Origin of the sequence: Sphaerotilus natans (assembly GCF_900156335.1) — a bacterium.
In the GTDB taxonomy this organism is placed as follows: Bacteria; Pseudomonadota; Gammaproteobacteria; order Burkholderiales; family Burkholderiaceae_C; genus Sphaerotilus; species Sphaerotilus natans.
Genome location: NZ_FTMZ01000025.1, coordinates 38,097 through 63,898, shown reverse-complemented (window position 1 = coordinate 63,898; position 25,802 = coordinate 38,097). Strand labels below are relative to the sequence as shown.

At 68.7% G+C, this 25,802-nt stretch carries 17 protein-coding genes and 1 CRISPR repeat array; of the genes, 8 read left to right on the top strand and 9 right to left on the bottom strand.

Annotated features, from left to right (window positions below; genetic code table 11):
- A partial coding sequence (locus BW996_RS18225; protein ID WP_310732931.1) for a calcium-binding protein occupies window positions 1–832 on the top strand: 832 nt, incomplete at its 5' end.
- Window positions 833–845: 13 nt separating this feature from the next.
- On the opposite strand, the gene BW996_RS18220 is transcribed toward BW996_RS18225, so the two are convergent.
- The 9 genes from BW996_RS18220 to BW996_RS18180 all read right to left on the bottom strand — a co-directional run bounded on the left by BW996_RS18220 (window position 846) and on the right by BW996_RS18180 (window position 12,627).
- The gene (locus BW996_RS18220; RefSeq protein WP_037484912.1) at window positions 846–1,424 is read right to left on the bottom strand and encodes a superoxide dismutase family protein; all 579 of its coding nucleotides are present in this window, start codon (window positions 1,422–1,424) and stop codon (window positions 846–848) included.
- Between the two features lie 70 nt (window positions 1,425–1,494).
- On the bottom strand, window positions 1,495–3,858 hold the full coding sequence (locus tag BW996_RS18215) for a Tex family protein (RefSeq protein ID WP_037484911.1): 2,364 nt from the start codon (window positions 3,856–3,858) through the stop codon (window positions 1,495–1,497).
- Window positions 3,859–4,025: 167 nt separating this feature from the next.
- Entirely contained in the window at window positions 4,026–4,937 is a 912-nt protein-coding gene (locus BW996_RS18210; RefSeq protein WP_175619144.1) for an SDR family oxidoreductase, read from the bottom strand.
- A gap of 14 nt (window positions 4,938–4,951) precedes the next feature.
- Window positions 4,952–5,980, bottom strand: coding sequence for an NADP-dependent oxidoreductase (locus BW996_RS18205; protein WP_175619143.1), 1,029 nt, complete (start codon window positions 5,978–5,980; stop codon window positions 4,952–4,954).
- Between the two features lie 16 nt (window positions 5,981–5,996).
- Entirely contained in the window at window positions 5,997–6,449 is a 453-nt protein-coding gene (locus BW996_RS18200) for a PaaI family thioesterase (RefSeq protein ID WP_037484907.1), read from the bottom strand.
- Between the two features lie 78 nt (window positions 6,450–6,527).
- Window positions 6,528–7,319, bottom strand: coding sequence for an SDR family oxidoreductase (locus BW996_RS18195; protein ID WP_037484905.1), 792 nt, complete (start codon window positions 7,317–7,319; stop codon window positions 6,528–6,530).
- Window positions 7,319–9,130 (bottom strand): acyl-CoA dehydrogenase, encoded by a 1,812-nt coding sequence (locus tag BW996_RS18190; RefSeq protein WP_037484903.1) that lies wholly within the window; start codon window positions 9,128–9,130, stop codon window positions 7,319–7,321. The genes BW996_RS18195 and BW996_RS18190 overlap by 1 nt, the downstream gene beginning before the upstream one ends.
- 196 nt (window positions 9,131–9,326) lie before the next feature.
- Window positions 9,327–10,502 carry an acetyl-CoA C-acyltransferase gene (locus tag BW996_RS18185; protein ID WP_037484900.1) on the bottom strand — a complete coding sequence of 392 codons (1,176 nt, stop codon included), beginning with the start codon at window positions 10,500–10,502 and terminating at the stop codon, window positions 9,327–9,329.
- A gap of 25 nt (window positions 10,503–10,527) precedes the next feature.
- The gene (locus BW996_RS18180) at window positions 10,528–12,627 is read right to left on the bottom strand and encodes a 3-hydroxyacyl-CoA dehydrogenase NAD-binding domain-containing protein (RefSeq protein WP_037484899.1); all 2,100 of its coding nucleotides are present in this window, start codon (window positions 12,625–12,627) and stop codon (window positions 10,528–10,530) included.
- Between the two features lie 141 nt (window positions 12,628–12,768).
- Here BW996_RS18180 and csb2 point away from each other — a divergent pair, with 141 nt between their 5' ends.
- The 7 genes from csb2 to BW996_RS18145 all read left to right on the top strand — a co-directional run bounded on the left by csb2 (window position 12,769) and on the right by BW996_RS18145 (window position 25,605).
- Window positions 12,769–14,031: a type I-G CRISPR-associated protein Csb2 gene (gene csb2, locus BW996_RS18175; protein WP_081838270.1), complete on the top strand. Its 1,263-nt coding sequence runs from the start codon at window positions 12,769–12,771 to the stop codon at window positions 14,029–14,031.
- Between the two features lie 147 nt (window positions 14,032–14,178).
- Window positions 14,179–15,013: direct repeats of the CRISPR family, unit length 37 nt; unit sequence GGCGATATTCCCGGCGAGAGCTGGGTTGGATTGAAAC.
- Between the two features lie 540 nt (window positions 15,014–15,553).
- On the top strand, window positions 15,554–16,099 hold the full coding sequence (locus BW996_RS18170) for an SLATT domain-containing protein (RefSeq protein ID WP_051632225.1): 546 nt from the start codon (window positions 15,554–15,556) through the stop codon (window positions 16,097–16,099).
- Window positions 16,100–16,120: 21 nt separating this feature from the next.
- A complete protein-coding gene (cas6, locus tag BW996_RS18165; protein WP_037484894.1) occupies window positions 16,121–16,975 on the top strand; it encodes a CRISPR system precrRNA processing endoribonuclease RAMP protein Cas6 in 855 nt (284 codons plus the stop codon).
- Window positions 16,972–18,669 (top strand): hypothetical protein, encoded by a 1,698-nt coding sequence (locus tag BW996_RS18160; RefSeq protein ID WP_037484892.1) that lies wholly within the window; start codon window positions 16,972–16,974, stop codon window positions 18,667–18,669. The genes cas6 and BW996_RS18160 overlap by 4 nt, the downstream gene beginning before the upstream one ends.
- Before the next feature lie 20 nt (window positions 18,670–18,689).
- Window positions 18,690–20,195 carry a hypothetical protein gene (locus BW996_RS18155; RefSeq protein WP_037484890.1) on the top strand — a complete coding sequence of 502 codons (1,506 nt, stop codon included), beginning with the start codon at window positions 18,690–18,692 and terminating at the stop codon, window positions 20,193–20,195.
- Entirely contained in the window at window positions 20,192–22,042 is a 1,851-nt protein-coding gene (locus tag BW996_RS18150) for an RAMP superfamily CRISPR-associated protein (protein ID WP_037484888.1), read from the top strand. Before BW996_RS18155 ends, BW996_RS18150 begins: the two co-directional genes overlap by 4 nt.
- A 23-nt stretch (window positions 22,043–22,065) precedes the next feature.
- Entirely contained in the window at window positions 22,066–25,605 is a 3,540-nt protein-coding gene (locus BW996_RS18145; RefSeq protein ID WP_037484886.1) for an RAMP superfamily CRISPR-associated protein, read from the top strand.
- Window positions 25,606–25,802 lie beyond the last annotated feature (197 nt).

The following is a 25,802-nucleotide window of genomic DNA, read 5'->3' as shown; positions in this document are numbered from 1 at the left end:
GTACTACTTCGGCCGCGATGAGGGCAAGGACATCATTGCCCAGAGCACCGACACGCGCGCAACCCGGTCGGAAAAACTGATCTTCAAGGCCGGCGTACTGCCGACGGACATCCAGGCCTCGTTCGTGGGCAACAACTTGGTGCTGGCCATCAAGGGCACCAGCGACTCGATCACGATCCAGGACTTCAAGTACCTTGATACGCCGGCCAATAACCGGAACCCCATCCAGCAGGTGAGCTTCACCGGCAGCACCACGGTGTGGAACACCACCCAGATGGTCACCGAGGCGCTGCGCGGCACGGCCGGTGCAGACAGCCTGGTCGGCACCGACCTGAACGACATCTTCTCGGGCAGCGCTGGCAACGACACGATGGTGGGCGGTGCGGGCGATGACACCTACTACTTCGGCCGGGGTGAGGGCAAGGACCTCATCAGCGAGAACTACGACTCGCGGGCGACCCGCACTGAGAAGCTGATCTTCAAGGCCGGTGTGCTGCCGACGGACATCCAGGCCAGCCTGTCGGGCAACAACCTGGTGCTGGCGATCAAGGGCACGACCGACTCGGTCACCATCCAGAACTTCAAGAGCAGCGCCTGGAACCCGATCCAGCAGGTCCAGTTCGCCAATGGCACCACCTGGAACCTGGCCACGCTGCGCTCGAAGGTCGGCCTGTCGACGACCGCGAGCAGCGCGTCGGCGGCGATGAGCACCCAGGTCGATCAGCTGGTCAGCGCGATGGCTGCGATGGCGCCGGGGGGGCTCGCCGCCAGCGCGATGCCGCTGCGGCCCCACGCCGAGGCCTCGCCCTGGCTGCTGGCGGCCTCGACCTGAGGCACGCCCCGGCTCAGTGCCCGCCCTGCGCGATCACGCCGCAGGCGATGCGCGCGCCTGAGTTGCCGGTGGGCTGCGTCTTGTAGTCGTCCGGGCCGACATGCACGATCACGCCCTTGCCGATCAGGCTGGTCGGGCCGTCCTTCAGCGTGACACCGCTCAGGTGGAAGGTGACGTCGGCCTGGCCGTTGGCGTCGGCCTTCAGGCTCGGCATGTCGCCGGCGTGGTGGTCGCCGTCCTGCGGGCCGTGCGGCTTGCCCGTGGGGTTGAAGTGGCCGCCGGTGCTCATGCCGTCGCCGCTGGAGCAGTCGCCCTTCTCGTGGACATGGAAGCCGTGCTCGCCGTTCGGCTTCAGGCCGCTGAGCTTGGCGTGGACCATCACATGGTCGCCGTGCTCGTGGAACATCACCGTGCCGCTGACGGCGTTGCCACGGGTGGCCTCGAGCTTGGCCATGGCCATCGGGCCCTTGTGCATGTCATGCATGCCGCTGTGGTGACCGTGGCCGCCGTGGCCCATCATGCCGGCGCAGCCGCCCAGCGCAAGAGCGGCAGCAGCCGTGGCGATCAGCTTGGGAAGGTGGAAAAGCGTCATTCGGAGTCTCCAGGCGGGTTGTGGATCTTTCATCCTAAGCCCTGCCCGGAGACGACGCATCCCCGCGCGATCAACGTCCCGGCTTGAGCTTGGCGAAGGCCGCGGCCATCGCGTTCTGCGAGGCCGGCGCCGGCGCGCCCCGGCCGCCCTGCCCGCCACGCTGTGGCTGCTCGCCCCGGCCGGCCGGGCGGAAGCGGTTGTCGGCGCCCCGCTCGGCGCCGCCCGCCTTCTGCGCCGGCGCGTCGAGCTTCATCGTCAGCGAGATGCGCTTGCGCGCCACGTCCACCTCCAGCACCCGCACCTTGACGATGTCGCCGGTGCGCACCACCTCGCGCGCGTCGCTGACGAACTTGTTCGAGAGCTGGCTGACATGCACCAGCCCGTCCTGGTGCACGCCCAGATCGACGAAGGCACCGAACTGCGCGACGTTGCTGACCGTGCCCTCCAGCACCATGCCTTCCTTCAGGTCCTGGATGTCCTCGACGCCGTCGTTGAAGCGCGCGACCTTGAAGTCCGGCCGCGGGTCGCGCCCGGGCTTGTCGAGCTCGGCCAGGATGTCGCGCACCGTGATGGCGCCGAACCGCTCGTCGGCGAAGGTCTCGGGCTTGAGGCTTTTCAGCACGTCGCTGCGGCCCATCAGCTCGCCGATCGGGCGATTGACGGCTTTCAGCATCTTCTCGACCACCGGATAGGTCTCGGGGTGCACGCCGGTGATGTCGAGCGGGTTGTCGCCGTCGCGGATGCGCAGGAAGCCGGCGGCCTGCTCGAAGGTCTTCGGCCCCAGGCCGGCCACGTCGAGCAGCTGGCGGCGGTTGCGGAAGGCGCCGTTGGCGTCGCGCCAGCGCACCACGCTGGCCGCCACCGAGGCGCTCAGGCCCGACACCCGCGACAGGAGCGGCACCGAGGCGGTGTTCAGGTCCACGCCGACCGAGTTCACGCAGTCCTCGACCACCGCGCCCAGCGTGCGCGCCAGCTCGCCCTGGTTGACATCGTGCTGGTACTGGCCCACGCCGATGCTCTTGGGGTCGATCTTGACCAGCTCGGCCAGCGGATCCTGCAGCCGCCGCGCGATCGACACCGCGCCGCGCAGGCTGACATCCAGCTCCGGCAGTTCCTTCGACGCAAATTCCGACGCCGAATAGACCGAGGCGCCGGCCTCCGACACCACCACCTTCTCGATGGCGCGATCCGGCGCGAGCTGCTGCAGCCGCTTGATCAGGTCGCCGGCGAGCTTGTCGGTCTCGCGGCTGGCGGTGCCGTTGCCGATGGCGATCAGGTTCACGCCATGCGCGGCGCAGAGCTTGGCCAGCGTGTGCAGCGCGCCGTCCCAGTCGCGGCGCGGCTCGTGCGGGTAGACGGTCGAGGTGTCGAGCACCCGGCCGGTGTCGCTGACCACCGCGACCTTCACGCCGGTGCGGATGCCCGGATCCAGCCCCATCACCACCCGCTTGCCCGCCGGCGCGGCCAGCAGCAGGTCGCGCAGGTTCTCGCCGAAGACCTTGATCGCGGTCGCCTCGGCCGCCTCGCGCAGCCGGGTGAACAGATCGCGCTCCAGGCTCAAGCTGAGCTTGACCTTCCAGGTCCAGGCGATCGTCTTGCGGATCAGGTCATCGCTCGGGCGCTTGGCGTGGCTCCAGCCCAGGTGCACGGCGATGCGCCCTTCGGCGATCGTGGGCGTGCCCGGCACGACCGCCTCGTCGACGACCAGCTTGACGTCGAGCAGGTCCAGCGTGCGGCCACGGAACACCGCCAGCGCGCGGTGCGAGGGCACGCGGCCGATCGGCTCGTCGTAGTCGAAATAGTCGCGGAACTTGGCGGTGTCGGGGTGGTTGGCGTCCTTGCCGTCGAGCAGCTTCGAGCGCAGCAGGCCCTCGCCCCAGAGCCATTCGCGCAGCAGGCCGACCAGCGCGGCGTCCTCGGCCCAGCGCTCGCTCAGCAGGTCGCGCACGCCGTCGAGCACCGCCAGCGCGTCGGCAAATCCGGCCTCGGCGTTGACGAAGGCGGCGGCCTCCTGCTTCGGATCCAGCGTGGGATCGGCAAAGAGCTTGTCGGCCAGCGGCTCCAGACCGGCCTCGCGGGCGATCATGCCCTTGGTGCGGCGCTTGGGCTTGTAGGGCAGGTAGAGGTCTTCGAGCTCCTGCTTGGTCGGCGCGGCCAGCACCGCGGCGCGCAGCTCGGGCGTGAGCTTGCCCTGCTCCTCGATGCTTTTCAGGATCGCGTCGCGGCGCGTTTCCAGCTCGCGCAGGTAGGCCAAGCGGCTTTCCAGCTCGCGCAGCTGGACATCATCCAGGCCGCCGGTGGCTTCCTTGCGGTAGCGGGCGATGAAGGGCACGGTGGCGCCACCGTCGAGCAGCTCGATGGCCGTCTGCACCTGGGCCGGGCGGACCTTCAGTTCCGCGGCGATCTGCTGGAGGATCTTCTGGGCGTGTTCCAAACCGGGGGACGCCGCAAGGGCGTGGCAGTTGCGGGAGGCGGCGGAGTTTGCCACAGCGGGATCGGCGAGCCGGCGTTCAGCGTGGGCCCTCGCCTTCGCGAGGGTGACGGTGCTCAGCCCGGGGGCGGTGCCCAACCGGGTGACGGTGCCCAACCGGGTGGCGATGCTCAGCCTTTCAGCGCCTGCCTCAGCCGCTCGCCGACCTCCGGGCGCTCGGCGAAGGGGTCGCTCGGGTTGCGGCTCCGGACGATGTCCTCGGCGCGCGTGCCGACGATGCTGACCGCCTGCGGGTGGCTGTAGATGTAGAACTGCCCGGCCAGCACCGCGTCCACCACCTTCTGCGCCACCTCGGCGGCGCTGACCTTGCCGCTGGTGACCGCCTTGGCCGCCATCGCCTGGCCGACAAGCTGGCTGCGCGTCGGGGCCGTGGCCGACAGATCGCCGGGGCGCACGCGCTCGCTCTGGTGGATGCCGGTCGGCACGAAGTACGGGCACAGCACGCTGGCCGAGACCTGCTCGGTCACCAGCCGCAGATCCTGGTACAGCGTCTCCGACAGGCTCACCACCGCGTGCTTGCTGACGTTGTAGGCGCCCATGTTGGGCATGTTGACCAGCCCGGCCATCGAGGCGGTGTTGACGATGTGGCCCTCCCATGCGGGATCGGCCTTGGCGGCGGTCAGCATCATCGGCGTGAACACCCGCACGCCGTGCGCTACGCCCATCAGGTTGACGCCGATCGTCCATTCCCAGTCGGCGCGGCTGTGCTCCCAGATCAGGCCGCCGATGCCGACCCCGGCGTTGTTGAACACCAGGTGCGGCGCCCCGAAGCGCGCCAGTGTCGCCGCGCCCAGCGCCTCGACCTGCTCGGCCTTGGAGACGTCGAGCCGGAACGCCAGCACCTCGGCGCCGTTCGGCTGGCCCAGCGCCGCGACCTCGGCGGCAGCGCGGTCGAGCGCGTCCTGCTGCACGTCGGCCATGACGATCTTCATGCCCAGACCTGCGCACAGCCGCGCGAGTTCCAGTCCGAAACCGGAGGCGGCGCCGGTCAGCACCGCGGTCCTGCCCTGCAAGGTCTTCATCACCGACCTCCCGCTCAGACCAGCTTCACCAGCTGCTTGCCAAAGTTGCGTCCCTTGAGCAGGCCGATGAAGGCCTCGGGCGCGCTCTCCAGCCCCTGGGCGACCGTCTCGCGGTATTTCAGCGTGCCGGTGGCCACGCCGGTGGCCAGCTCGCGCAGCGCCTCCGGCCAGACCGCCATGTGCTCGCTGACGATGAAGCCCTCGATCTTCATGCGGTTGACCAGGATCAGCGCCGGATTGGCCATCGGCAGCGGCTGGCCGTCGTAGCCGGCGATCATTCCGCACATCGCCACCCGGCTGAAGGCGTTGGCGCGCAGCATCACCGCGTCCAGGATCAGGCCGCCGACATTCTCGAAATGGCCGTCGATGCCCGCCGGGCAGGCCGCCTTCAGCGCCGCCGACATCGACTTCAGGTCTGGATGCTGGCGGTAGTCGATGCAGGCGTCGAAGCCGAGCTCATCCACGACATAGGCACACTTCTCCGCCCCGCCGGCGATGCCGACGACGCGGCAGCCGCGCGCCTTGGCGAGCTGCCCCACCGCCGAGCCCACCGCGCCGCTGGCGGCCGACACGGTGACGGTCTGCCCGGGCTGCGGGTCGATGATCTTGACCAGCCCGTACCAGGCCGTGACCCCCGGCATGCCGACCGCGCCCAGGTAGGCTGACAGCGGCACCTGGCGGGTGTCGACCTTCTGCAGCACGCCGCGCTGCGTGGCGTCGACCAGCGCATGCTCCTGCCAGCCGCCCATGCCGACGACGTGGTCGCCGACGGCGAAATGCGGGTTGCGCGACGCGATCACCTCGCCCGCGGTGCCGCCGATCATCACCTCGCCCAGCGGCTGCGGCTGCGCGTAGCTGCGGCTGTCGTTCATGCGGCCGCGCATGTAGGGGTCGAGACTCAGGACGTGGTGGCGCACCAGCACCTGGCCCTCTGCCAGCTCGTCGGGGCCGGGCAGCGCCGTCTCGACCAGGCGGAAGTTGTCGGCGCTGGCCTCGCCCTGCGGGCGCGAGGCGAGCACGATCTGGCGGTTCGTCAGGGGCATGGAGCGGTCCTTCGGTTCAGGGTTCGTGGGACTGGGAAGGTTCAGGATCGTCGCGCCGGTTCAGCGCCTTGATCGCCCGCCCGCCCGCGGGCAGGCGCTTGACGTACTTGAAGGTGCCGGTGGCGTGCGCGCACAGCTCGCCGTGGCCGCCGTAGACGTGGCCCTCGGTGAAGGCCATCGTCGCGGTGCGGTGCAGCAGCCGGCCGACCGCACGCAGCCGGCCCTCGCCGGGGCGGAAGAAGCTGGTCTTCATCTCGATCGTCACCGCGCCGCTGTCGGGCACGCTGCTGCGCGCGGCATGCGCCATGACCACGTCGAGCAGCGTCATCGAGACGCCGCCGTGCGCGACCATGAAGGAGTTCAGCAGCTCCGGGCGCAGGTCGAGGTGGATCTCGGCCTGGCCGTCGGCGAAGCGCACCAGCTCGAAGCCGAGGTGGTCGACGAAGGGGATGGGGACGGGAAATTGCATCGGGGCAGGGGTGGGTTCCCGCTTTCGCGGGAATGACGGATGGGGCACGGGCGGTGCCCGTCACGCAGCGGACGGGAATCAGCCGCCGTGGACGGCACTGACGCCGCCGTCGACCGCCAGGATCTGGCCGGTGATGTGCTTGCCGGCCGCGCTGGCGAACAGGACGGCGGCGCCCTTGAGGTCGTCATCATCGCCGAGGCGGCGCAGTGGTGCCTTCGCGGCCAGCGCGTCCTCGCCAAGGCGCGCCAGCGTGCCGCGTGTCATCCGGCTCGGAAAGAAGCCCGGCGCCAGCGCGTTGACGGTGATGCCGTGGCGGCCCCACTCGCCCGCCAGCGCGCGGGTGAAGTTGATCACCGCGCCCTTGCTGGTGTTGTAGGCCAGCGTGGTCATCGCCGGGCCGTTGCCCGACAGGCCGGCGATCGACGCGACGTTGACGATGCGCCCCGCGCCGCGCGGGATCATGCAGCGCCGGCCCACCACTTGGCTGATCAGGAAGACCGCGCGCACGTTCAGGTCCATCACCTTGTCCCAGGCCTCGAGCGGATGCTCCTCGGCCGGCGCCCCCCAGGTGGCGCCGGCGTTGTTGACCAGGATGTCGATGTCGCCCAGGCGCTCGCAGGTCTCGTCGACGATGCGGGCCACGCCCTCGGGCGTGCTGGCGTCGGCGGCGACCCAGCGCGCATCGATGCCGCGCGCCTGCAGCTGCGCGCAGGCGGCCTCCAGCTCGTCGGCCTTGCGCGCGGTCAGCATGACCTTGGCACCGGCGTCGCCGAGCGCCTCGGCGATCTGCAGCCCCAGGCCGCGCGAGCCGCCGGTGACCAGCGCGATGCGGCCCGTCAGATCGAAGAGCTGATTGATCGGCGTTCCCATCAGAACCACTCCTCCTGCATCGTCCGGCAGGTGTCGTCACGGTCGCGGACCACCGCGAGCCAGGCGTCGATGCGCGGCAGCTCATGGTGGAAGAAGAAGCGGCAGGCGGCGTGGCGCCCCTGGCCGGCGGCGCTGTCGCGGTCGCTGGCCAGCGCCACGTCCAGCCACATCCAGGCGATCACGAGGTGGCCGAAGGCCTGCAGATAGGGCACGGCGTTGGCCAGTGCCTCCTCGGGCACGCCGGTGGCCCAGGCCGCCTTGGTCGCCGCGCCGAGCTGCTGCAGCGCCTGCGCCAGCCGCGACGCGAAGGGCTGCAGCCGCGCGTCGGGCAGCGCGCGCTCGATCGTCGTGTTGACCGCCCGCGCCAGCGCCATCAGCCCGGCGCCGCCGTCCATCGTCACCTTGCGGCCGAGCAGGTCCAGCGCCTGGATGCCGTGCGTGCCCTCGTGGATCATGTTCAGGCGGTTGTCGCGCCAGTATTGTTCGACGGGGTAGTCGCGGGTGTAGCCGTAGCCGCCGTGGATCTGGATCGCCAGGCTGTTGGCCTCCAGGCACCACTCGCTCGGCCAGCTCTTGGCGACGGGCGTGAGCATCTCCAGCAGCAGCGCGGCGTCCCGGGCCGCGGCCGGCTCGCCGGTGTGCTGCTCGTCCACCAGCCGGGCGCAGTGCAGCGCCAGGGCCAGGCCGCCCTCGACGTAGCTCTTCTGCGCCAGCAGCATGCGCCGCACGTCGGCGTGGCGGATGATCGGCACCTGCGGCTGGTGGGCATCCTTGCCGGCCGGGCCGATCGGGCGGCCCTGCGGGCGGCCGCGCGCGTAGTCGAGGCTGGCCTCGTAGCCGGCCGCGCCCAGCATCACCGCGCCGAGGCCGACGGCGATGCGCGCCTCGTTCATCATGTGGAACATGCCCTTCAGGCCCTCGCCGGGCGCGCCGACGCGGTAGCCGATCGCGCCGGCCGCGCCGCGCACCGGGTATCGGCCCTCGCCGAAGTTCAGCAGCGTGTTCGGAATGCCGCGGTAGCCGAGCTTGTGGTTCAGGCCGGCGAGCGCCACGTCGTTGCGCTCGCCGGTCAGCGCGCCCTCCTCGTCCACCAGCCACTTCGGCACGATGAACAGCGAGATGCCGCGCACGCCCGGCACCAGCCGGCCGTCCGGGCCGGGAATCTTCGCCAGCACCAGATGGACGATGTTCTCGGCCAGCTCGTGGTCGCCGTTGCTGATCCACATCTTGTGGCCGCGCAGGCGGTAGCGCGGGCCGAGCGGATCGCTGGGCGCGTCGTCGCCGTCCGGCTCGGCGCGGGTGGCGATGTCGGACAGGCTGGAGCCAGCCTGCGGCTCGCTCAGGCACATCGTGCCGAAGAAGCGGCCGGCGAACTCCTGGTGCGCGAAGACGCGCTGCTGCGCCGGCGTGCCGTGCGCCATCAGCAGATTGGCGTTGCCGGAGGTCAGCATGTGTCCGCCCAGGCCGACGCCCGCCTTGGCGAAGAAGCTGTTGGCGGCCATCTCGACGACGCAGGGCAGCTGCATGCCGCCCAGCGCGTGGTCCTGCGCCGCAGCCAGCATGCCGGACTCGACATAGGCGCGGCTGGCCGCGTGCGTCGAGGCCGGCAGGATGACCTTCTCGCCGTCGAAATGCGGCTCCTGCAGGTCGGCGGTGCGGTTGGCCGGCGCGAACTTCTCGCGGGCGATGCGCTCGCAGGTGTCGAGCACCGCGTCGAAGGTCTCGCGGCTGTGGTCGGCGAAGCGGGCGCGCGCGGTCAGGGACTCGACGCGCAGCCAGTCGTGGAGCAGGAAGTCGAGGGTGGCGCGCATGGGGAGGTGGCGGTGGCGGTGGCGGTGGCAGTTTCGGGTTTCGGCATCCACGCCGTCACCCTCGCGAAGGCGAGGGCCCACGATGAGCACGGGCTGAACATGGGCTGTGGTCTGCGTGGGTCCCCGCCTGCGCGGGGATGACGGAAAGAGCAGGATGACGGACGGTTGGGCGCGACGGCGTCAGAGCACCTCGAACTCAGAGCACCTCGAACACGCCCGCTGCGCCCATGCCGCCGCCGATGCACATCGTCACGCAGACGTACTTGGCCGCGCGGCGTCGCCCCTCGATCAGCGCGTGGCCGACCAGGCGCTGGCCGCTCATGCCGTAGGGATGGCCGAGCGCGATGGCGCCGCCGTTGACGTTGAGCCGCTCCATCGGAATGCCGAGCCGGTCGGCGCAGTACAGCACCTGCACCGCGAAGGCCTCGTTGAGCTCCCACAGGTCGATGTCGTCGACCGTGAGTCCCAGGCGCGCGAGCACCTTCGGCACCGCGAACACCGGCCCGATGCCCATCTCGTCGGGCTCGCAGCCGGCGACCGCGAAGCCCAGGAAGCGGCCCAGGGGCTTGAGCCCGTGGCGCTCGGCGTAGCGCTCGTCCACCACCACGCAGGCGCCGGCGCCGTCGCTGAACTGGCTGGCGTTGCCGGCCGAGACCACGCCGCCGGGCTGCGCGGTGCGGATCGAGGCCACCGCCTCGACCGTCGTGCCCTCGCGCAGGCCCTCGTCGACGTTGACGGCGAGCTGCTGCGTGCGCAGGCCCAGCACCTTGTCGGCCACGCCCGCGGTCACGGTGATCGGCGCGATCTCCTCCGTGAAGCGCCCGGCCGCCTGCGCCGCGCAGGCCTTCTGCTGGCTCTCGGCGCCGAACCGGTCCATGCGCTCCTTCGGGATGCCGTAGCGCCGGGCGACGTTCTCGGCGGTCTGCAGCATCGGCCAGTAGATCTCGGGCTTGTGCTGCTTCAGCCAGGCGTCGACGAACATGTGCTGGTTCATCTCCTGCTGCACGCAGGAAATGCTCTCGACGCCGCCGGCGACCTGCACCTCGCCCTCGCCGGCGATGATGCGCTGCGCGGCCAGCGCGATCGTCTGCAGGCCGCTGGAGCAGAAGCGGTTGACCGTCAGGCCCGAGACGCTCACCGGCAGGCCGGCGCGCAGCACGATCTGGCGCGCGATGTTCCAGCCGGTGGCGCCCTCGGGGTTGGCGCAGCCCATCAGCACGTCCTCGACCGCGCCGGGCTCGATGCCGGCGCGGCGCACGGCCTCGGCCACGACATGGCCGCCGAGCGTGGCGCCGTGGGTCATGTTGAACGATCCCTTCCAGCTCTTGGCCAGCGGGGTGCGCGCGGTGGAAACGATGACAGCGGTGGTCATGGGGCGAACTCCGTCGTGTTCTGGTTCAGGCCGGGTTGAAGGTCTTGCCCTCGGCGACCAGGCGCGCCAGCAGCGGCGCCGGCTGCCAGAACGCCGCGTCGTCGTGCGGGTTGCGGGCGAAGCGTTTCATGTCCTCGACGACGTTGAAGAGGCCCTGCGTGTCGGCGTAGCACATCGGGCCGCCGCGGTGCAGCGGGAAGCCATAGCCGGTCAGGTAGACCATGTCGATGTCGCTGGCCTTGGCCGCGATGCCTTCCTCGAGCAGTCGCGCCGCCTCGTTGACCAGCGAATACACCAGCCGGTGCACGATCTCCTCGTCGCTGATCTTGCGCGGCGTGATGCCCAGCGCGGCGCGGTGGTCGGCGATCATCTGCTCGACCACCGGGCTCGGGATCGCGTCGCGCCTGCCGGCCTGATAGTCATGCCAGCCCGCGCCGGTCTTCTGGCCGAAGCGGCCCATCTCGCACAGCAGGTCGGCGGTGCGGCTGTAGCGCAGCTCGGGCTTCTCGAGGTAGCGGCGCTTGCGGATGTACCAGCCAATGTCGTTGCCGGCCAGGTCGCCCATGCGGAACGGGCCCATCGCGAAGCCGAACTTCTCGATCGCGCGGTCGACCTGGGTGGGCGTGCAGCCTTCCTCGAGCAGGAAGCCGGCCTGGCGGCTGTACTGCTCGATCATGCGGTTGCCGATGAAGCCGTCGCACACGCCGGAGACCACACAGGTCTTCCTGATCTTCTTGCCCAGCGCCATCACGGTGGCCAGCACGTCCCGGGCCGTCTCGGCGCCGCGCACGACCTCCAGCAGCTTCATCACGTTGGCGGGGCTGAAGAAGTGCGTGCCGATCACGTCCTGCGAGCGCCGGGTGAAGGAGGCGATGCGGTTCACGTCCAGCGTCGAGGTGTTGGTGGCCAGGATCGCGCCGGGCTTCATCACCGCGTCGAGCTGCTCGAAGACCGCCTGCTTGACCGCCATGTCCTCGAAGACCGCCTCGATCGCCAGGTCGGCGTCGCCGATGTCGGCATAGCTCAGCGTGGTCGACAGCAGCGCCATGCGCTGCTCGTACTTGTCGGCCTTGAGCTTGCCCTTCCTGACCTGGGCCTCGTAGTTCTTGCGGATGGTGGCCACGCCGCGCTCGAGCGCCTCCTGCTTCATCTCCAGCATCACGACAGGAATGCCGGCGTTCAGGAAGTTCATCGCGATGCCGCCGCCCATCGTGCCGGCGCCGATGACCGCGACCCGCTGCACCGGGCGCAGCGGCGTGTCCTCGGGCACGTCGGCGATCTTGCTGGCGGCGCGCTCGGCGAAGAAGGCGTGGCGCAGCGCCTTGCACTCGGGCGTCCACATCAGGCCCAGGAAGGCCTCGCGCTCGAAGCGCATGCCCTCGTCGAACTTCGCCTTGACCGCCTGCTCGACGCAGTCGACGCACCTGACCGGCGCCGGAAAATTCTTGGCCATCGCCCGCGCGGTGTTGCGCGCGAACTGGAAGTAGGCGTCGGCCTGCGGGTGCTCCGCCTTCAGGTCGCGCACCCGAGGCAGCGGGCGCACGTCGGCCACTTCCTCGGCGAAGGCCACCGCGCCGGCGATCAGCTCGCCCTCGATCAGGCGATCGATCAGGCGCTGGCCCGGCACCTGCGCGAGCTGCTCGCTGCGGACCGGCTCGCCCGAGACGATCATGTTCAGCGCCGTCTCGACGCCGAGCGCGCGCGGCAGCCGCTGCGTGCCGCCGGCGCCCGGCACCAGGCCGATCTTGACCTCCGGCAGCGCGATGCTGGCGCCCGGCGCGGCCACGCGGTAGTGGCAGCCCAGCGACAGCTCCAGGCCGCCGCCCATGCAGGTGCCGTGGATGGCGGCCACCACCGGCTTGGTCGCGCGCTCGACCAGCAGGATCAGGCTGAGCAGATTGGGCTCGGCCACCGCCTTGGGCGAGCCGAACTCCTTGATGTCGGCGCCGCCCGAGAACACCCGGCCGGCGCCGGTGATGACCATCGCGGCGATCTGCGGATCGGCTTCGGCGGCGTGCACCTGCGCGGCCAGCGCGCGGCGGGTCTCCAGGCCCAGGCCGTTGACCGGCGGGTTGTCGAGCGTGATGACGGCGACGCGGCCGTGGCGTGCGAGGGTGGCGGTCATGGAAGAAGTCTCCAGTCCAGAGGCGAGGCTGAGCGCAAGGGCTGAGGGCCAGTCTAGGAGCCCCGATCCTGCACTTCGTGTCCGATTCGGGACAATCCGAGGGAATGCCCGAGCGCGGGCTGAAGCGATCCCATTGCCCCCATGCCTGCCTGCCGTCTTGAGCTTGTTCTGGAACTTTTACTGCCTCACGGGCTGCACCCCGACACCGAGTGGCCCCCTGCGCCTGCGCGGCTGCTGCGGGCACTGGGCGAATCGGCGCTGCTCGAGGCGCATGTGCCCGAGCTGTCGGATTGGCTGCTGAGACAGCCGGCACCGCACATTCTTGCCCCCGACGAAGGCGACCCGGCTCAGGTGCGTGCCGTGCGCTATTTGTGGCGGATCGCGACCGAGGACGCTCCCCCGCTGGACTCCGACCGGCTGCCGGTCGAGCCGCTGGCTCTGGACGGGGCGGCGATGCTGCGACTGTCGCTGCGGTCATCCGCGTCGGGCTTCGACCGGGACGGTGTCGTCGATCCGGTGCAGGCCCTGCCGGCGGGCTGGCGCTGCTGGACGCCGCTCCGGCCGAGTCTGCCCTGCCTGGACGAGGACCGGCTGTTGCCTGTGCGCGCGCAGGCAGAGGGTCCGCCGGTCTTCATGACCTACCGCCCGACCGATGCACGGCCGCGCGTCGCGCTGATGGCCTGCGCGCTGCAGCACGACGACGGCACGCCGGCCGGGTGGCGACCGGGCGAGCCGGTGCGGCTGGCCGGCATGGTTCGCCATGCGCTGATCGCCTGTGCGGGCGAGGACACCGCGCTGGCCGCCTTTGCCGCCGGGCATGTCGAGCATGATCCGGATGGCCGTGTCGCGGTGATTCCGGTGCCGGAGATCGGTGCGGGCCATCGGGATGGGCGGCTGCGTCATCTGCTGCTGACGGTGCGCCCAGAGCACATGCAGCACCTGGCGATGCTGCTGATGGCGGCCCCTTCACCGGGCCTGCCGCTCGTCGACGCGCACAGCGGCGAACGGCTCGCCTGGGCGGTGCCGCTGCGCGATCCCCGCCTGGTGCCGGTGCTGCGTGGCTGGTTGCGACCGTCACGCTGCTGGAGCAGCGTGCAACCGGTCATCCTGCCGGGCATGGACAGCGGTCAGGCGCGGCGCACGCGCAAGCTGATCCTGCGGGCGCTGACCCATGCCGGCCTGGATCCCGACCTGGTCGAACAGATCGATTTTGGCCAGACCGGCTTCCTGCCCGAGTCGATCGATTACCGCTCCTTGTTCCTGAAGGATCGAGCAAGCTGGCGGCGCATGCCGGCGGTGCATGTACGCTTGCGCTTGCGCGCCCCTGTCATCGGCCCCATCGTGCTGGGCCAGGGGCGCAACGCCGGCGTCGGCACGCTGGTGCCGTGCGCGAACCCCGAGTGACGGCCGCCACCCGCGAGGTTCGCGCCAAGCCGCATCAAGCACTTGCCGACGCTCCGCACCTTCCCTCGACGTTTTTTCGCTGATAGCATCCCGGTTCGCGCAAAAAATGAAAAATACATCGGAAAATCAATGACTTGGCGCGGCGGAGGCGATATTCCCGGCGAGAGCTGGGTTGGATTGAAACACGGACATCAGCTATGAGGTGCAGATGCAGCGACTGGGCGATATTCCCGGCGAGAGCTGGGTTGGATTGAAACCTGCGTCCACGTCAGTATCATCGTAGATCATGCGGGCGATATTCCCGGCGAGAGCTGGGTTGGATTGAAACCGGTCGTCGTCCATCGCGGCCTGCTGGACGCCGTAGGCGATATTCCCGGCGAGAGCTGGGTTGGATTGAAACGCCGCCTTGTACTCCGCCGCAGTCGTGCCGAAATCAGGGCGATATTCCCGGCGAGAGCTGGGTTGGATTGAAACGGCACTGGCGGCCGAGTACGGTTGGCATGGGGCGGGCGATATTCCCGGCGAGAGCTGGGTTGGATTGAAACTTCGGCACCAGCTCGAAGACCTCTCGCACCGATCTGGGCGATATTCCCGGCGAGAGCTGGGTTGGATTGAAACTTGCTCATCGCGTCACCCCCTTGAAGTACCGGCAGTCGATATTCCCGGCGAGAGCTGGGTTGGATTGAAACCCGATCCGCGACATGCACAAGGCCACGCGCTGGGAGGGCGATATTCCCGGCGAGGGCTGGGTTGGATTGAAACGTTGACGATGCTGGACACGTCATCGATCGCGCCGCGGTCGGCGATATTCCCGGCGAGGGCTGGATTGGATTGAAACGGCGTCAGGTTGACAGATACCTTAATAAGCCGAGGGCGATATTCCCGGCGAGAGCTGGGTTGGATTGAAACGCCTTGTCCTCTCCGCGCTTGGCGTACTTCCGATGCGGCGATATTCCCGGCGAGAGCTGGGTTGGATTGAAACACGGTCTGCGGCCGGGTCGTGATGCTCAGGCCCTGGGGGCGATATTCCCGGCGAAGCTGGGTTGAATTGAAACAGAAGCTCCAGGAAAGCGAGGGTGGTTCCCGTGATCGCGGCGATATTCCCGGCGAAAGCTGGGTTGGATTAAAACACGCCTGCCGTGTCGCTCGCCCACTGTGCAAGGCCGGCGATATTCCCAGCGAGAGCTGGGTTGGATTGAAACAATGTCATCATGATCATATAACTCGCCGATGATGTAGGCGATATTCCCGGCGAGAGCTGGGTTGGATTGAAACACGGCATACGCCTGGGTCACGGCGTCCATGCGCTCGGCGATATTCCCGGCGAGAGCTGGGTTGGATTGAAACTCACTTGTCTAGAAAGATTTGTGATCGATGGGTGTGGCGATATTCCCGGCGGAAGCCGGGTTGGATTGGCCCTCAAAAACTCAAAGTTACAAAAGATAACAGTGGCTTACTGATGCGCCATTACCATCCAGTTCCGGAATAAACCACGAACAAAGATGTCGGGAGAAGGCTGGGCATGGCGGAAAACCTCAACGATGAGGCGCTGCGGCGCGAGGTTCGGGCGGAGCTGAGTCGTGTCGAGGAGGATGCGACCTACACCAGCAAGGCGCATTTCGAGGCTGCGGATCGCTGGTCGGGCGTGCATCTGTGGGTGGGCATCGCGTCGGCGCTGATGGCGGCGCTGGCCGGCGCGTCGGCCTGGAAGAACCAGCCTGAGATCGCCTCGACCCTGGCGCTGATCTCGGGCGCGCTGACGGCCCTGTTGACCTTCCTCAATCCCCAGTCCCGTCATGCCGCCCATCAGCAGGCCGGCGCGCGCTTCGTTGCGCTGCGCAACGAGGCCCGACTGATGCGCCAGGTCGAGCTGCTTGCCACCGCATCGGCGGCGCTGCCGGACCTGGTCACTCGGCTCAAGGACCTGTCCAAGCGCTACAGCGATGCCAATGCCGCCAGCCCGCTGATTCCACGTCACGCCTATCAGAGCGCCGCCCGCGGCATCCGCCAGGGTCAGGCGCGCCACGCCGTCGACAGCCCCCCCGCGGCCAGCGTCTCCGCATCCTGAGGCCCAGGCGCCGCCACCGTGATGCGCCTGATGTCGCTGCAACTCCTGCTCGGCCCGCGCTCTGGTGCGCAGGCGGCATGGGGAGGGGTGCTGCACGGCTTCGTCGAGCGTGCAGCCATGAACCACGCCCCCGAACTGCTGCCGCTGCTGCGGCCCGGTGGCCGTCAGGCCCCGGCGCATTTCGCCGTCCTGCCCCCGCCGGTCACAGATGGGCCGCAGGCCGAAAGTGCGGATGAAGACGACCCCGAACCGCTGGATTTCGGCATCGTGCTGTTCGGTGCCCTGGCCGAGCAGGCGGACGAACTGGCGCAGGCGCTGCGGATGCAGTGCGCCAGCCGCTTGCATGGTCGCCTGGCCCGGCTGGGCGAAGTCCGCGTGATCGATGCGCCGTCCCATCTGCCCGCACTGGCGGTCGAGCCGGCAAGCGCCATCCGGCTGCACCGGCTTGAACTGCGGGCGCCCCTGCTGCTGGCCTCCGGCAGTGCCACCCACGCCGGATGGCGCCAGTACAGGCACCTGCCCTGGCCATCGCTGGGCAGCGTGCTCGAGTCGATCGCGGCCCGGCTGCGTGTGCTGGCCCCGACACAGGCGGCACAGCTCGGACTGGATGCGCTGCCGGCCAGACTGCGCTGGCGTGCCGCACCGGCGCAGTGGCAGATCGAGCCGCTCACCCCCGCCTCGCGACCTGCCCGCGAAATTGTCCTGCCCTACCAAACTCGCGAGCATCACCTCGCCCCCTCGGGGCTGATCGGCACGCTGATCTACCCCAGCCACCACCCCGAGCAGGAAGCCGCGCTGCTGTATTGGGGACAGTGGGTGGGCGTCGGGCAGAAGACGACGATGGGGTTCGGCAGCTATGCATGGATACCGTCATGACCACCTCCGCCCCGCCCACCGTGCGCCGCTTCCTGCATGTGATCTGCGTGCCCTTCGCGCTGCGTCGCTCACCGAAGCCGAGCGCCGGCTCGGCCCGCTCCGCAGGCCTGCATCTGGACGAGATCGCGTCCTTCATCCAGGCCCCCTGGGAGCGGACCGACCCCTTCGAGATGCCCGCCGAGGTCCGATCCGACACCGACCTCTGGAACACCCTGCGTCCGATGCAGGCGCTGGCCTATTTCCACCCGCATGTGCGGCCGCTGCTCGGTGATCCGGAGCGGGTGCGCTGCTGGCGCCACCGCGACATCCACAGCCTGCGCGTCGAACTGCGCCACGGCCCCTGGTCGGAAACGCTGAAGGACAGCCCGACCGTCGAGCTGCGGCTGCCCGTGCTGCGCTGCCAGCTGTGGGTGTTTCAGCCGGACATCGGACTGCTGATGCTCGAGCTCGGCGAGGACCGGGCGCGACCGCTCGACGAGGTGCAGGCGCTGCTCGACACGCTGCGCCGGCTGTATGCGCCGTATGTCGACGACAGGCCCCATCCCTCACGCGACACCCGCTGGTTCGGCGGGCACTGTCCGAAGCGGGTCGAACTGCTGGACCGGGAAGGCCGCGTGATCGGCCGCCCCGGCGACTTCGAGTGCCAGACTCATGCGCCCGCCGAGGTCATGCGGCAGTTCGGCCCGACGGCCCGGGCCCTGCGCCATGCGCTGGAGCCGGACCGGCAGGCACTCGTCCCGCTGGCTGCGCATTGGCGCTCGCTGCTGGCGCCCCTGCGGACCGGTGACGACCAGCCCGTGCCGGAAGACCGAGGCCAGCTGGACGTGTGCCCGCTCGGCGACGACCGGGCGCCGATCATGACCTGGCTGGCCTTCGACGATGTGCGCCATGTCGGGCGTGGCGACTGGGTGCGCACCTGCTTTGCCGATGCGCCCGGATCGGACCCCCTGCCCTATGCACAGTGCTTTCTCGAGGACTTCGAGAGGCAGCATGCCTATGACCGCTTCTGGTACGAGCCGGAGGAAACCCGCGATTCCCCCTCGCGCGTGCTGGTGTCGGGCTACGCCTTCACCTATGCGGGCAATGCCGATTGCCACTATTTCTTCGCCAACGAAAAGAACGGGGCCCACGCGATCTTTCGCCACATCCACATCCCGATGGGTCTGATCGCGCACATGCAGAAGGCGCGGCTGCTGCGGCTGGCGCAGCAGCTCAGCGACATCACCGGCCGTGATCGCCGCAGCGGCAAGCTGATCCTGCCGCCCCAGCACGAGGTGGAGGACATCTATCTGCAGTTCATCGAGTTCACGCAGGCCAGCTGGTTCGACGAGGCCACGCCGCAGGAACAGGGGCAGCAGCTTTTTGCGATGTGGCAACGCGAACTCGGCACCGCCAAGCTCTACGAGCAGATGCGCCAGTCGCTGCGCGATATGTACGACTACAGCGAGCTGCGCTCGGATCGGGAGCTGAACCAGTCGGTGGCATGGTTCGGGTTGATTGCGCTGGGGCTGTCGATCCTGGCGGTCGTCACGGGGATTTATGGCATGAACCCGCCTGATGGGGCGATTCCTGCGCCTGGGTCGGGATTGACGGGGATTTTCTGGGGCGTCAGCGGCGTGGGCCTGGTGTGTTTCGGGGCGGCCTTGTGGCTGGCATGGCGAATGTTCAGCCGGCCGAATCGCCGGCCGAGGTGAATTTTTCAGGGAGGCTCGACATGAATCTGCTACGCATCGAGGGCGTCAACCACGCCCATTGCATCGGCGATACCGAAGACCTCGCGACGCGGCGTGGCGGCGGGCTGATGCTGCTCAACGCGACCGACGCGGTGGCCCAGGCGCTGCAGGGCGTGGCCGAGGCGGTCAGCACCGGCGCATCCGCCGGGCTGTTTCGTATCACCGACAGCGCGGGGGCTGACGATGGCACGCTCGAACGTGTCCGCACCACGCTGGCCGGCGAGGTCTTCCGCAATGGCACCTTCGTGGTGTCGCGTGCCGTCGGCGCGGACTTCCCACGCACCGAGCAGCAGGCGCTGAACCACGGCCGCTGGCAGCAGATGCAGCGGCTGTCGTTCTCGACGGCCGGTCTGAAACCGACGCAGGCCGGTGCGTGCGAAGTCGACCGAGTGCGCCCGGTGGCGAGCTGGCGCATGGTCGGCGGGGAAGCGGACACGGGTGTCAGCCTGTCGGTCGCCGAGCGTCGCAGCTATGGCAACCAGATGAAGCAGCGCTTCTATCGCCGTGAACTCGAAGCACTCCCTGCCACAGATCGTCCGGACGGGTGGGATGAAGCGCTGCGCTACACCCACACCTTCGAACAACTGTCGTGCGGACCGCGTCAGCCGGCGGACAGCCACCTTGACGGCAAGATGGCCGTCTTCTACGCCGACGGCAACAGCTTCGGCGCCAAGGTCGCGGCCTGCACCACACCCGCGGCGCTGACCGCCTGGGAAAGCTTCCTGAAGAAGCGCCGCCGCCGCTTCCTGGCCCGGCTGATCGAGCGTGCCCGTGGTGACTCGCGCTGGCAGAACGCCGGAGAGATCCGGCTGGAAACACCGCTGTGGGGCGGAGACGAGTTCATGCTGATCGTGCCGGCCTGGTGCGGTTTCGAGCTGGCCCAGCTGTTTCTGGACGAAGTGGCCGATCTGCGCTACCCCGAAACCGATCGCACGGATGCCAGCCGCCTCACCCACGCCTGCGGCCTCGTCTTCTGCTCGCACAAGACCCCCATCAGCCACATCGCCGCGCTGGCGAAGCGGCTGGCCGAACAGGGCAAGCAGGACGGCAAGGCCGACGACATCCTGAACTGGCTGGTGCTGGAGTCGCTCGACCATGCTGGCGACAGCTTGGCGCAATACCTGAAGCAGCGTTTCCCCGACCGCCCCGACATGACGTGGAAGGCACTGGCGCTGGAGGCTTCGACGCTGGACACGCTGCGCACCACGCTGCCGGCACTCAAGGACGAGCTGCCGCGCAGCGCGATCACGCGGGCAGCGCGGATGCTGGCAGCGGGCAGCGAGATTGGTCACGACCTGCTCAAGGCCAGCTACGCGCAGGTGAGCGACGCCATGAAGGGCACGCACGCCGACGCCTGGCAGAAGCTGTGGCAGGCATTGCACCCGGACCGGCCGACATGGTCGGCCACCCCGTCGCCGGCGGACCTGCCCGCCTGGCTCAAGCTCATCGAAACCTGGGACTACGTCGTCGAAGGAGGCCAGGCATGAGCCCCACCGGAAGCCCCACCGGAACAATCCCCCTGCAGACGTTCGCGCTGAGCATCACGCTGCAGGCGCCCTACCTTGTCCACGGCAACGACGCCGGCCGCTACGGGCTGCACGCCACCTTGCTGCGCAACCACCGGCGCATTCCGGTGCTGCCCGGAACGCTGCTGGCGGGGCGCATCGCCGAGGTCTGGACCGCACACGGCAAAGCGTTGGGTGACGCCGATGCTGACCGCTGGTTCGGCACGCCAGGCATCACCATCGCCAGCGGGGTCGGCCAGCGGGCGCGGTTGCGCGTGAGCGATCTGGTGCTGACGACGGTCGGCGGCAAACCGTTCGATCCGACCGCCGCGACGCACGAATTCGACGCCTCCCGCGTGCAGATCGACGACACCACCGGCTCGGTGCAGCACGGCGCCTTGCTCATGGTCGAGCAGGTGTGCCTTCCAGGGGCGTCGCTGACGTTCCAGGGCGAGTGGAGCGTTCGGGCCGACGACAGGCAAGCCGAGACGCTGCGCAGGCAACTCCAGGTGGCGCTGCAGATGCAGACCCAGCTCGGCGCATGGCGCAACATCGGCTTCGGGCGGGTGCAGGCGGTCGAGGTGAAACGCAAGGCGAGCGACGGCGTGACCCGCTGGCCCGTCCAGCGTGAGGCCTGGGCCGGCGGGCGGCGCCGGTTCGCGCTGACGAGCGACGACGCACTCTGCCTGTCCGCCTCGACGCAGCGCGGCAACGTGTTCGTGTCGGTCGACCACGTCAGCGGCGGCACGATCAAGGGCGTGCTGGCGCGGATGCTGTCGGAGCGGTACGGCGTGAAGTCGCTCGACGCCCTGCCCGCGCAGAAGCTGGCCTGCCACTTCGACAAGGTGCGCGTGACCCATGCGCTGCCGGCGGCACACGACAGCGGCCGGCCGGTGCCGCTGCCGCAGTCACTGGTGTCGCTGGGCGGCGGCCAGATCCGCGACGCCTTTCGCCATGAGGCCCCACCGGACATGCTGTCCGGCGCGGTGGCCTTTCAGACCGACTGGAAAACGGCGGACTTCGAGACCGCTGGAGCGAGGCAAGGCAAAGGCAGGAGCGAGTCCTACCTGCGCGTGCGCACCGACATCAACGGCGAGGGGCAGGCGAAGGACGGCGCGCTGTTCGCCTACGACTGCCGCGTCAGCGCCCGCGACGAGCAAGGCCACCCGCTGACCCGCTGGCTGTTCGACATTGACCTCGGCGCGGTGCCAGAGCAAGACCGGGGCAGCGTCGCGCAGTCGCTCGACGATATGCTGGCCGAGGGGCTGGCGCCGCTGGGCAAGACCGATGCGCGGATGGAAGTCCAGCCGTGCGACGACGGAGCGGTCTGGCCATCCGGCCCGGCCCAGGGGCTGAAGAAAGGCGACAAGGTGCCGGTGTTGCTGGTCACCGATGCGCTGCTGTTTCCGACGACCGAGATCGAGCCACCTGCCGTGGTCGATCTGGTGACGATCTACACCACGCAGTTCGAGGCGTTGCAGCGCGAGATCGTCGGCGCAGCAGCGGCGGACGTGCCGCTGCGCTACAGCCATCACTTCGCCACGCAGCGTCTGGCGGGGGGGCGGTTTCTGCACGAACGCTATCGGGAGCGGAAGGATCAGCCGTACCGCCCGCTGGTGCTGACCGAGGCGGGGTCGGTGTTCGTGTTCGAGGTGGTCGAGCCGGACGGGGCGCGGCGCGTGCTGGAGGCGTGGCAGCGGCACGGGCTGAAGCTGCCGCCCGAGGTGCAGCAGTGCCACGGCGCCGACTGGACGCGCCATCCCTATCTGCCCGAGAACGGTCACGGCGAGGTGGCCGTCCATCCGCAACACGGTTTCCAGCCGCTGTGAAGCCATCAGGAGAGGACAGAGACATGAACACCGACAACACCGCTGCCCAGGCTGGCGAGCGCGACCAGCGCCCGCAGGTACCGCTGTGGCGCCTCACGGGCACGTTCACGCTGGTGACGCCGCTGCACATCGGCACCGGGCGCGACGAGCCGATCCAGCTCGACGAGCAACGGATGGGATCGGAGGGCGAATCGCGCCCAGACGAAACCCGCCACGTTGCCACGGTGGTGCGCGACCACCAGGGGCGGCCCTGCATCCCGGCCAGCAGCTTCAAGGGGGCGCTGGCGGCGCTGGCCAAGCGGACGGGGATCGACGACGCGCAGCGTCGCAGGCTGTTCGGCGCAACCGAGGGCAACACGACGACTTCCGGCGGCGTCGAATTCACCTACCTGTACGCCGATTTCGCCTCCCTCCCGACGACTTCGCCGCTGCCCCAGTTCGGCCGCGACCAGCACCCGCACGTCGCCCATCTCGCCCACGTCTCGCGCAACCGTGACACGGGCGTGGCCGAGGCGCAGCGGCTGTTCCTGTCGCAGGTGGTGCCGCCGGGGGTCAGGTTCGGGTTCGAATGCACGGCGCGGGGGCTGAGCCGGGAGGACATGGGGGTGCTGCTCGGGCTGCTGGCGCTGGCGGGAGAGGCGCGGGACGGGTTGCGGCTCGGCGCGGGCAAGGCAGCGGATCAGGGGCGGGTCTCGTGGCAGCCGGGGGAGGTCTGGTGCCTTCAGGACGGTCTGCTGGCGGCGCTGTGGGCCTCGGGCGGCGGTTCGCTCTGGACCGACCGGACGAAGGTGCGCGACCTGAAGGCGACGCCCCAGACCGCTGAGCGGGGCGACTGGCTGAGGCTCGACCGCGTGGCGCTGAAGTTCCACAGCCCGTTCCTCGTCTACGAACGCACCGGCGAGAAAGGGTCCGGACTGCCGAACGGCAAGCCGCGCACGAACCACGCCGGCCGGGCCGTGCTGCCGTCCACCAGCCTGCACGGGGCATTGCGGGCACAGGCGGAACGCATCCTGCGCACGATCGGGCGGGAGACACCAGCCGGTTACGAGGTGCCCGGTGTGCAGGGCCTGGACGACGCAGGCCGCACGCTCGACCTCGCCAGCGTACTGTTCGGTGCCCCCGGCTGGCGCAGCCTGCTGCGCTGCTCGGACTGCGTCGATGACGGCACGTCAAAGGACATAACCCACCACATGCTCGCCATCGACCGCCTGACCGGCGGCGGCAAGGACAGCGCCAAGTTTGCGATCGACGTGCGCGACTGTCCGACGCTGAACGGCTCGCTGGCGGTGGACATGGTGCGGCTGCAGGCGATCGAGGCGAAGCGGCCAGGCGTGACCGCGCAGGTGCTCGGGCTGCTGGCGCATGTGCTGCGGGATCTGGACGAGGGGGACATTCCGCTGGGGTATGGGGCGTCGAAGGGGTACGGGCAGTTGCGCAGCGGGACGGCGGACACGTTGCGTGATGGCCTTGCCACGCGAACCGATGTGCCCGATCTGACGGAGTGCCTCGGTGCTTTTGCGGCACTGTCGGGGGCTGATGCGTCCGATGGGTTGGCGCTGCAAGCTGCTGCCAAGCCCGCACGGCCAGGGCCGGGGCCGGCCCGCGCTGCGGTGACCACGGCGCTCCCTGCGGCACAGGACAGGACTTTCCACAACCCCTACACCTTCGTTCCGTTCGGTGAACCCAAGCCCGATGACCGCCGGTTGCCGTGGCTGAAGGAGCCGGCGTATCGCGGCGGGAACCTGGGCCACCATGCCCACGGCACGTATCACGCCGGGACGTGTCACGGCCGCTTGATCTGCCGACTGCGAGCCACGACGCCGCTGTTTGTCGGCGCGGGTCCGGTGAGCGACGATGCCTCGCTGCCGCGCAAGCAGGAAAACTACCGTCTGGGCAAGGCATTGGCCATTCCCGCCACGACCTTGCGCGGTCTGTTCAGCAGCCTGCACGAGTCGATCACGGCCTCGGCGCTGCGGGTCATGACGGAGCAGTCGTATTCGATGCGGGTCAGCGCGAATCAGCACTTTCCGCATTCCGGCATGGTCATCGAGGTGAAAGGCGTTCGGAACGGCAAACCCGTGACCGGGTACAAGATCAGGCATCAGAAAACAGGCCGGGAGTCCGTGGCGGGCAAGGATTACCCGTTCACCGTCGCCGCGATGGAGCGGCTCTACGAATTGGCTGACCAGCGCACCGAGTCCATGAAAACCGACTGGCCAGACGGCAAGGTGCCGGCCGACCAGATCCGGCCGGAGATCAAACCGAAGGGCGTGGCCCGCAATCGCGAACAGCATCCGTTCAAGGCACGCTTGATGCCTGGCCAGACCGTGTTTTTCCGGTTATCACCTGACGGCACGAAGATCGACGAAATGGCCTGGTCGCAGATCTGGCGCCAGCGCGTCGAGGACACCGACAAGCGCCCCTGGAAAACCACGCGGGCCATGACCGAGCCGTCCACCCGCGCCGAGGACCGGGAAAAGCTCACCCCGATGACCGAAGAGGCACGGGCGCTGTCGCCATCCGAATTGCTGTTCGGCGCGGTGCAGGTGCCGGCCAAGCGCAACAAGGATGCGGCCGATGAACCCGTCATCGCGCTGATGGGTAAAGTGCGGTTTTCTGCGGCGGTGGCGCTGCCGGTGGCGGGGAAATCGCTTGACACCGAACGGGACTGGACGACGCTCAAGATCCTGTCCTCGCCGAAACCGCCCTCGCCCTCGTTCTATTTCCAGCCGACCACCCGCCAAGTTGGCGCGGGCGGTTACATCAGCAAGCACGAGTTCAGCAAGAACCCGAAGGCGTATGTCCCCAAGGGTCGGAAATCCTATCTTCATGCGTGGCGCCACGAAGGTCAGGTAGTCCGTTATGACGATCGCGGACAGCGTGTCGCCCAAGCGCATGATGGATTCTGGCCGTGGCAATCCAATGTCAATCTGCCACCGCCGCCGCCCAAGCAAGATGGCCGAGGCAAGTTGGAAAAAACTTCGGATCCAGCCAAGCAGAAAGTCAGGGCCAAGCTGATCCCGGTGGGCAGTGAATTTGAGTTTTCGGTGGATTTCTTCAACTTGAGCGAGACGGAACTTTCGTCGCTCTGTGCGGCCTTGATGCCAGCGGAGAAATTCGAGCACAAGGTGGGCATGGGGAAGCCGATCGGATTGGGATCGGTCAAGATCGAACCCTTGGCTTTGCAATTGATCGACCGGCGACAGCGGTATCGGCAGACCGAATTCACGGCCTCGAATCGATTCCAGACCCTTACCTGTTCCCTCCGCGATCTGGCACAAGAGCAGATGCGCCATGTTGCCCCTGATGTCAGGGCGGCCTTGGAACTGGTCGGAAATCCGGATGCCGTGAACAGGCCGGTGCATTATCCTCAGGTGTTGGGCGGACTGATCGAGCAGCAGACTTATCAGTGGTTTGTCGAAAATGATCGCACGGGGGCTGATGTGAAGCGGCAATGGCTGAAGCCGCTGGGCGAGAAGGTCAAGGAGCTGCCAACGCTGGAGCGGCTGCCGCCCATGCCGACCAGCAGCAACGCCCCAGGTCGCCCGCGCGGTGGCCGATGAGCCGCACGGCCTTCGCTCTTTAACAATTCAAGCACTTGCGCTAGACTCTTCACGCGACGCTTGAAGAAACGAGCGCCGATAGTTGTCAGCATTGAGAAAAACAGCATTTGCCCCCGAAATTTGACCATGAACCCGGCATGGATTTCGTCACGCGCCGATTTCCGCTTCCAAGTGGTTGTCAGCGTTGGACTTTTTGG

Coding starts and splice junctions, on each gene's coding strand:
- BW996_RS18220 (WP_037484912.1), bottom strand. CDS start 1,424: ATGACGCTTTTCCACCTTCCCAAGCTGATCGCCACGGCTGCTGCCGCT.
- BW996_RS18210 (WP_175619144.1), bottom strand. CDS start 4,937: ATGAAGACCTTGCAGGGCAGGACCGCGGTGCTGACCGGCGCCGCCTCC.
- BW996_RS18205 (WP_175619143.1), bottom strand. CDS start 5,980: ATGCCCCTGACGAACCGCCAGATCGTGCTCGCCTCGCGCCCGCAGGGC.
- BW996_RS18200 (WP_037484907.1), bottom strand. CDS start 6,449: ATGCAATTTCCCGTCCCCATCCCCTTCGTCGACCACCTCGGCTTCGAG.
- BW996_RS18195 (WP_037484905.1), bottom strand. CDS start 7,319: ATGGGAACGCCGATCAATCAGCTCTTCGATCTGACGGGCCGCATCGCG.
- BW996_RS18190 (WP_037484903.1), bottom strand. CDS start 9,130: ATGCGCGCCACCCTCGACTTCCTGCTCCACGACTGGCTGCGCGTCGAG.
- BW996_RS18185 (WP_037484900.1), bottom strand. CDS start 10,502: ATGACCACCGCTGTCATCGTTTCCACCGCGCGCACCCCGCTGGCCAAG.
- BW996_RS18180 (WP_037484899.1), bottom strand. CDS start 12,627: ATGACCGCCACCCTCGCACGCCACGGCCGCGTCGCCGTCATCACGCTC.
- csb2 (WP_081838270.1), top strand. CDS start 12,769: ATGCCTGCCTGCCGTCTTGAGCTTGTTCTGGAACTTTTACTGCCTCAC.
- BW996_RS18170 (WP_051632225.1), top strand. CDS start 15,554: ATGGCGGAAAACCTCAACGATGAGGCGCTGCGGCGCGAGGTTCGGGCG.
- cas6 (WP_037484894.1), top strand. CDS start 16,121: ATGCGCCTGATGTCGCTGCAACTCCTGCTCGGCCCGCGCTCTGGTGCG.
- BW996_RS18160 (WP_037484892.1), top strand. CDS start 16,972: ATGACCACCTCCGCCCCGCCCACCGTGCGCCGCTTCCTGCATGTGATC.
- BW996_RS18155 (WP_037484890.1), top strand. CDS start 18,690: ATGAATCTGCTACGCATCGAGGGCGTCAACCACGCCCATTGCATCGGC.
- BW996_RS18150 (WP_037484888.1), top strand. CDS start 20,192: ATGAGCCCCACCGGAAGCCCCACCGGAACAATCCCCCTGCAGACGTTC.
- BW996_RS18145 (WP_037484886.1), top strand. CDS start 22,066: ATGAACACCGACAACACCGCTGCCCAGGCTGGCGAGCGCGACCAGCGC.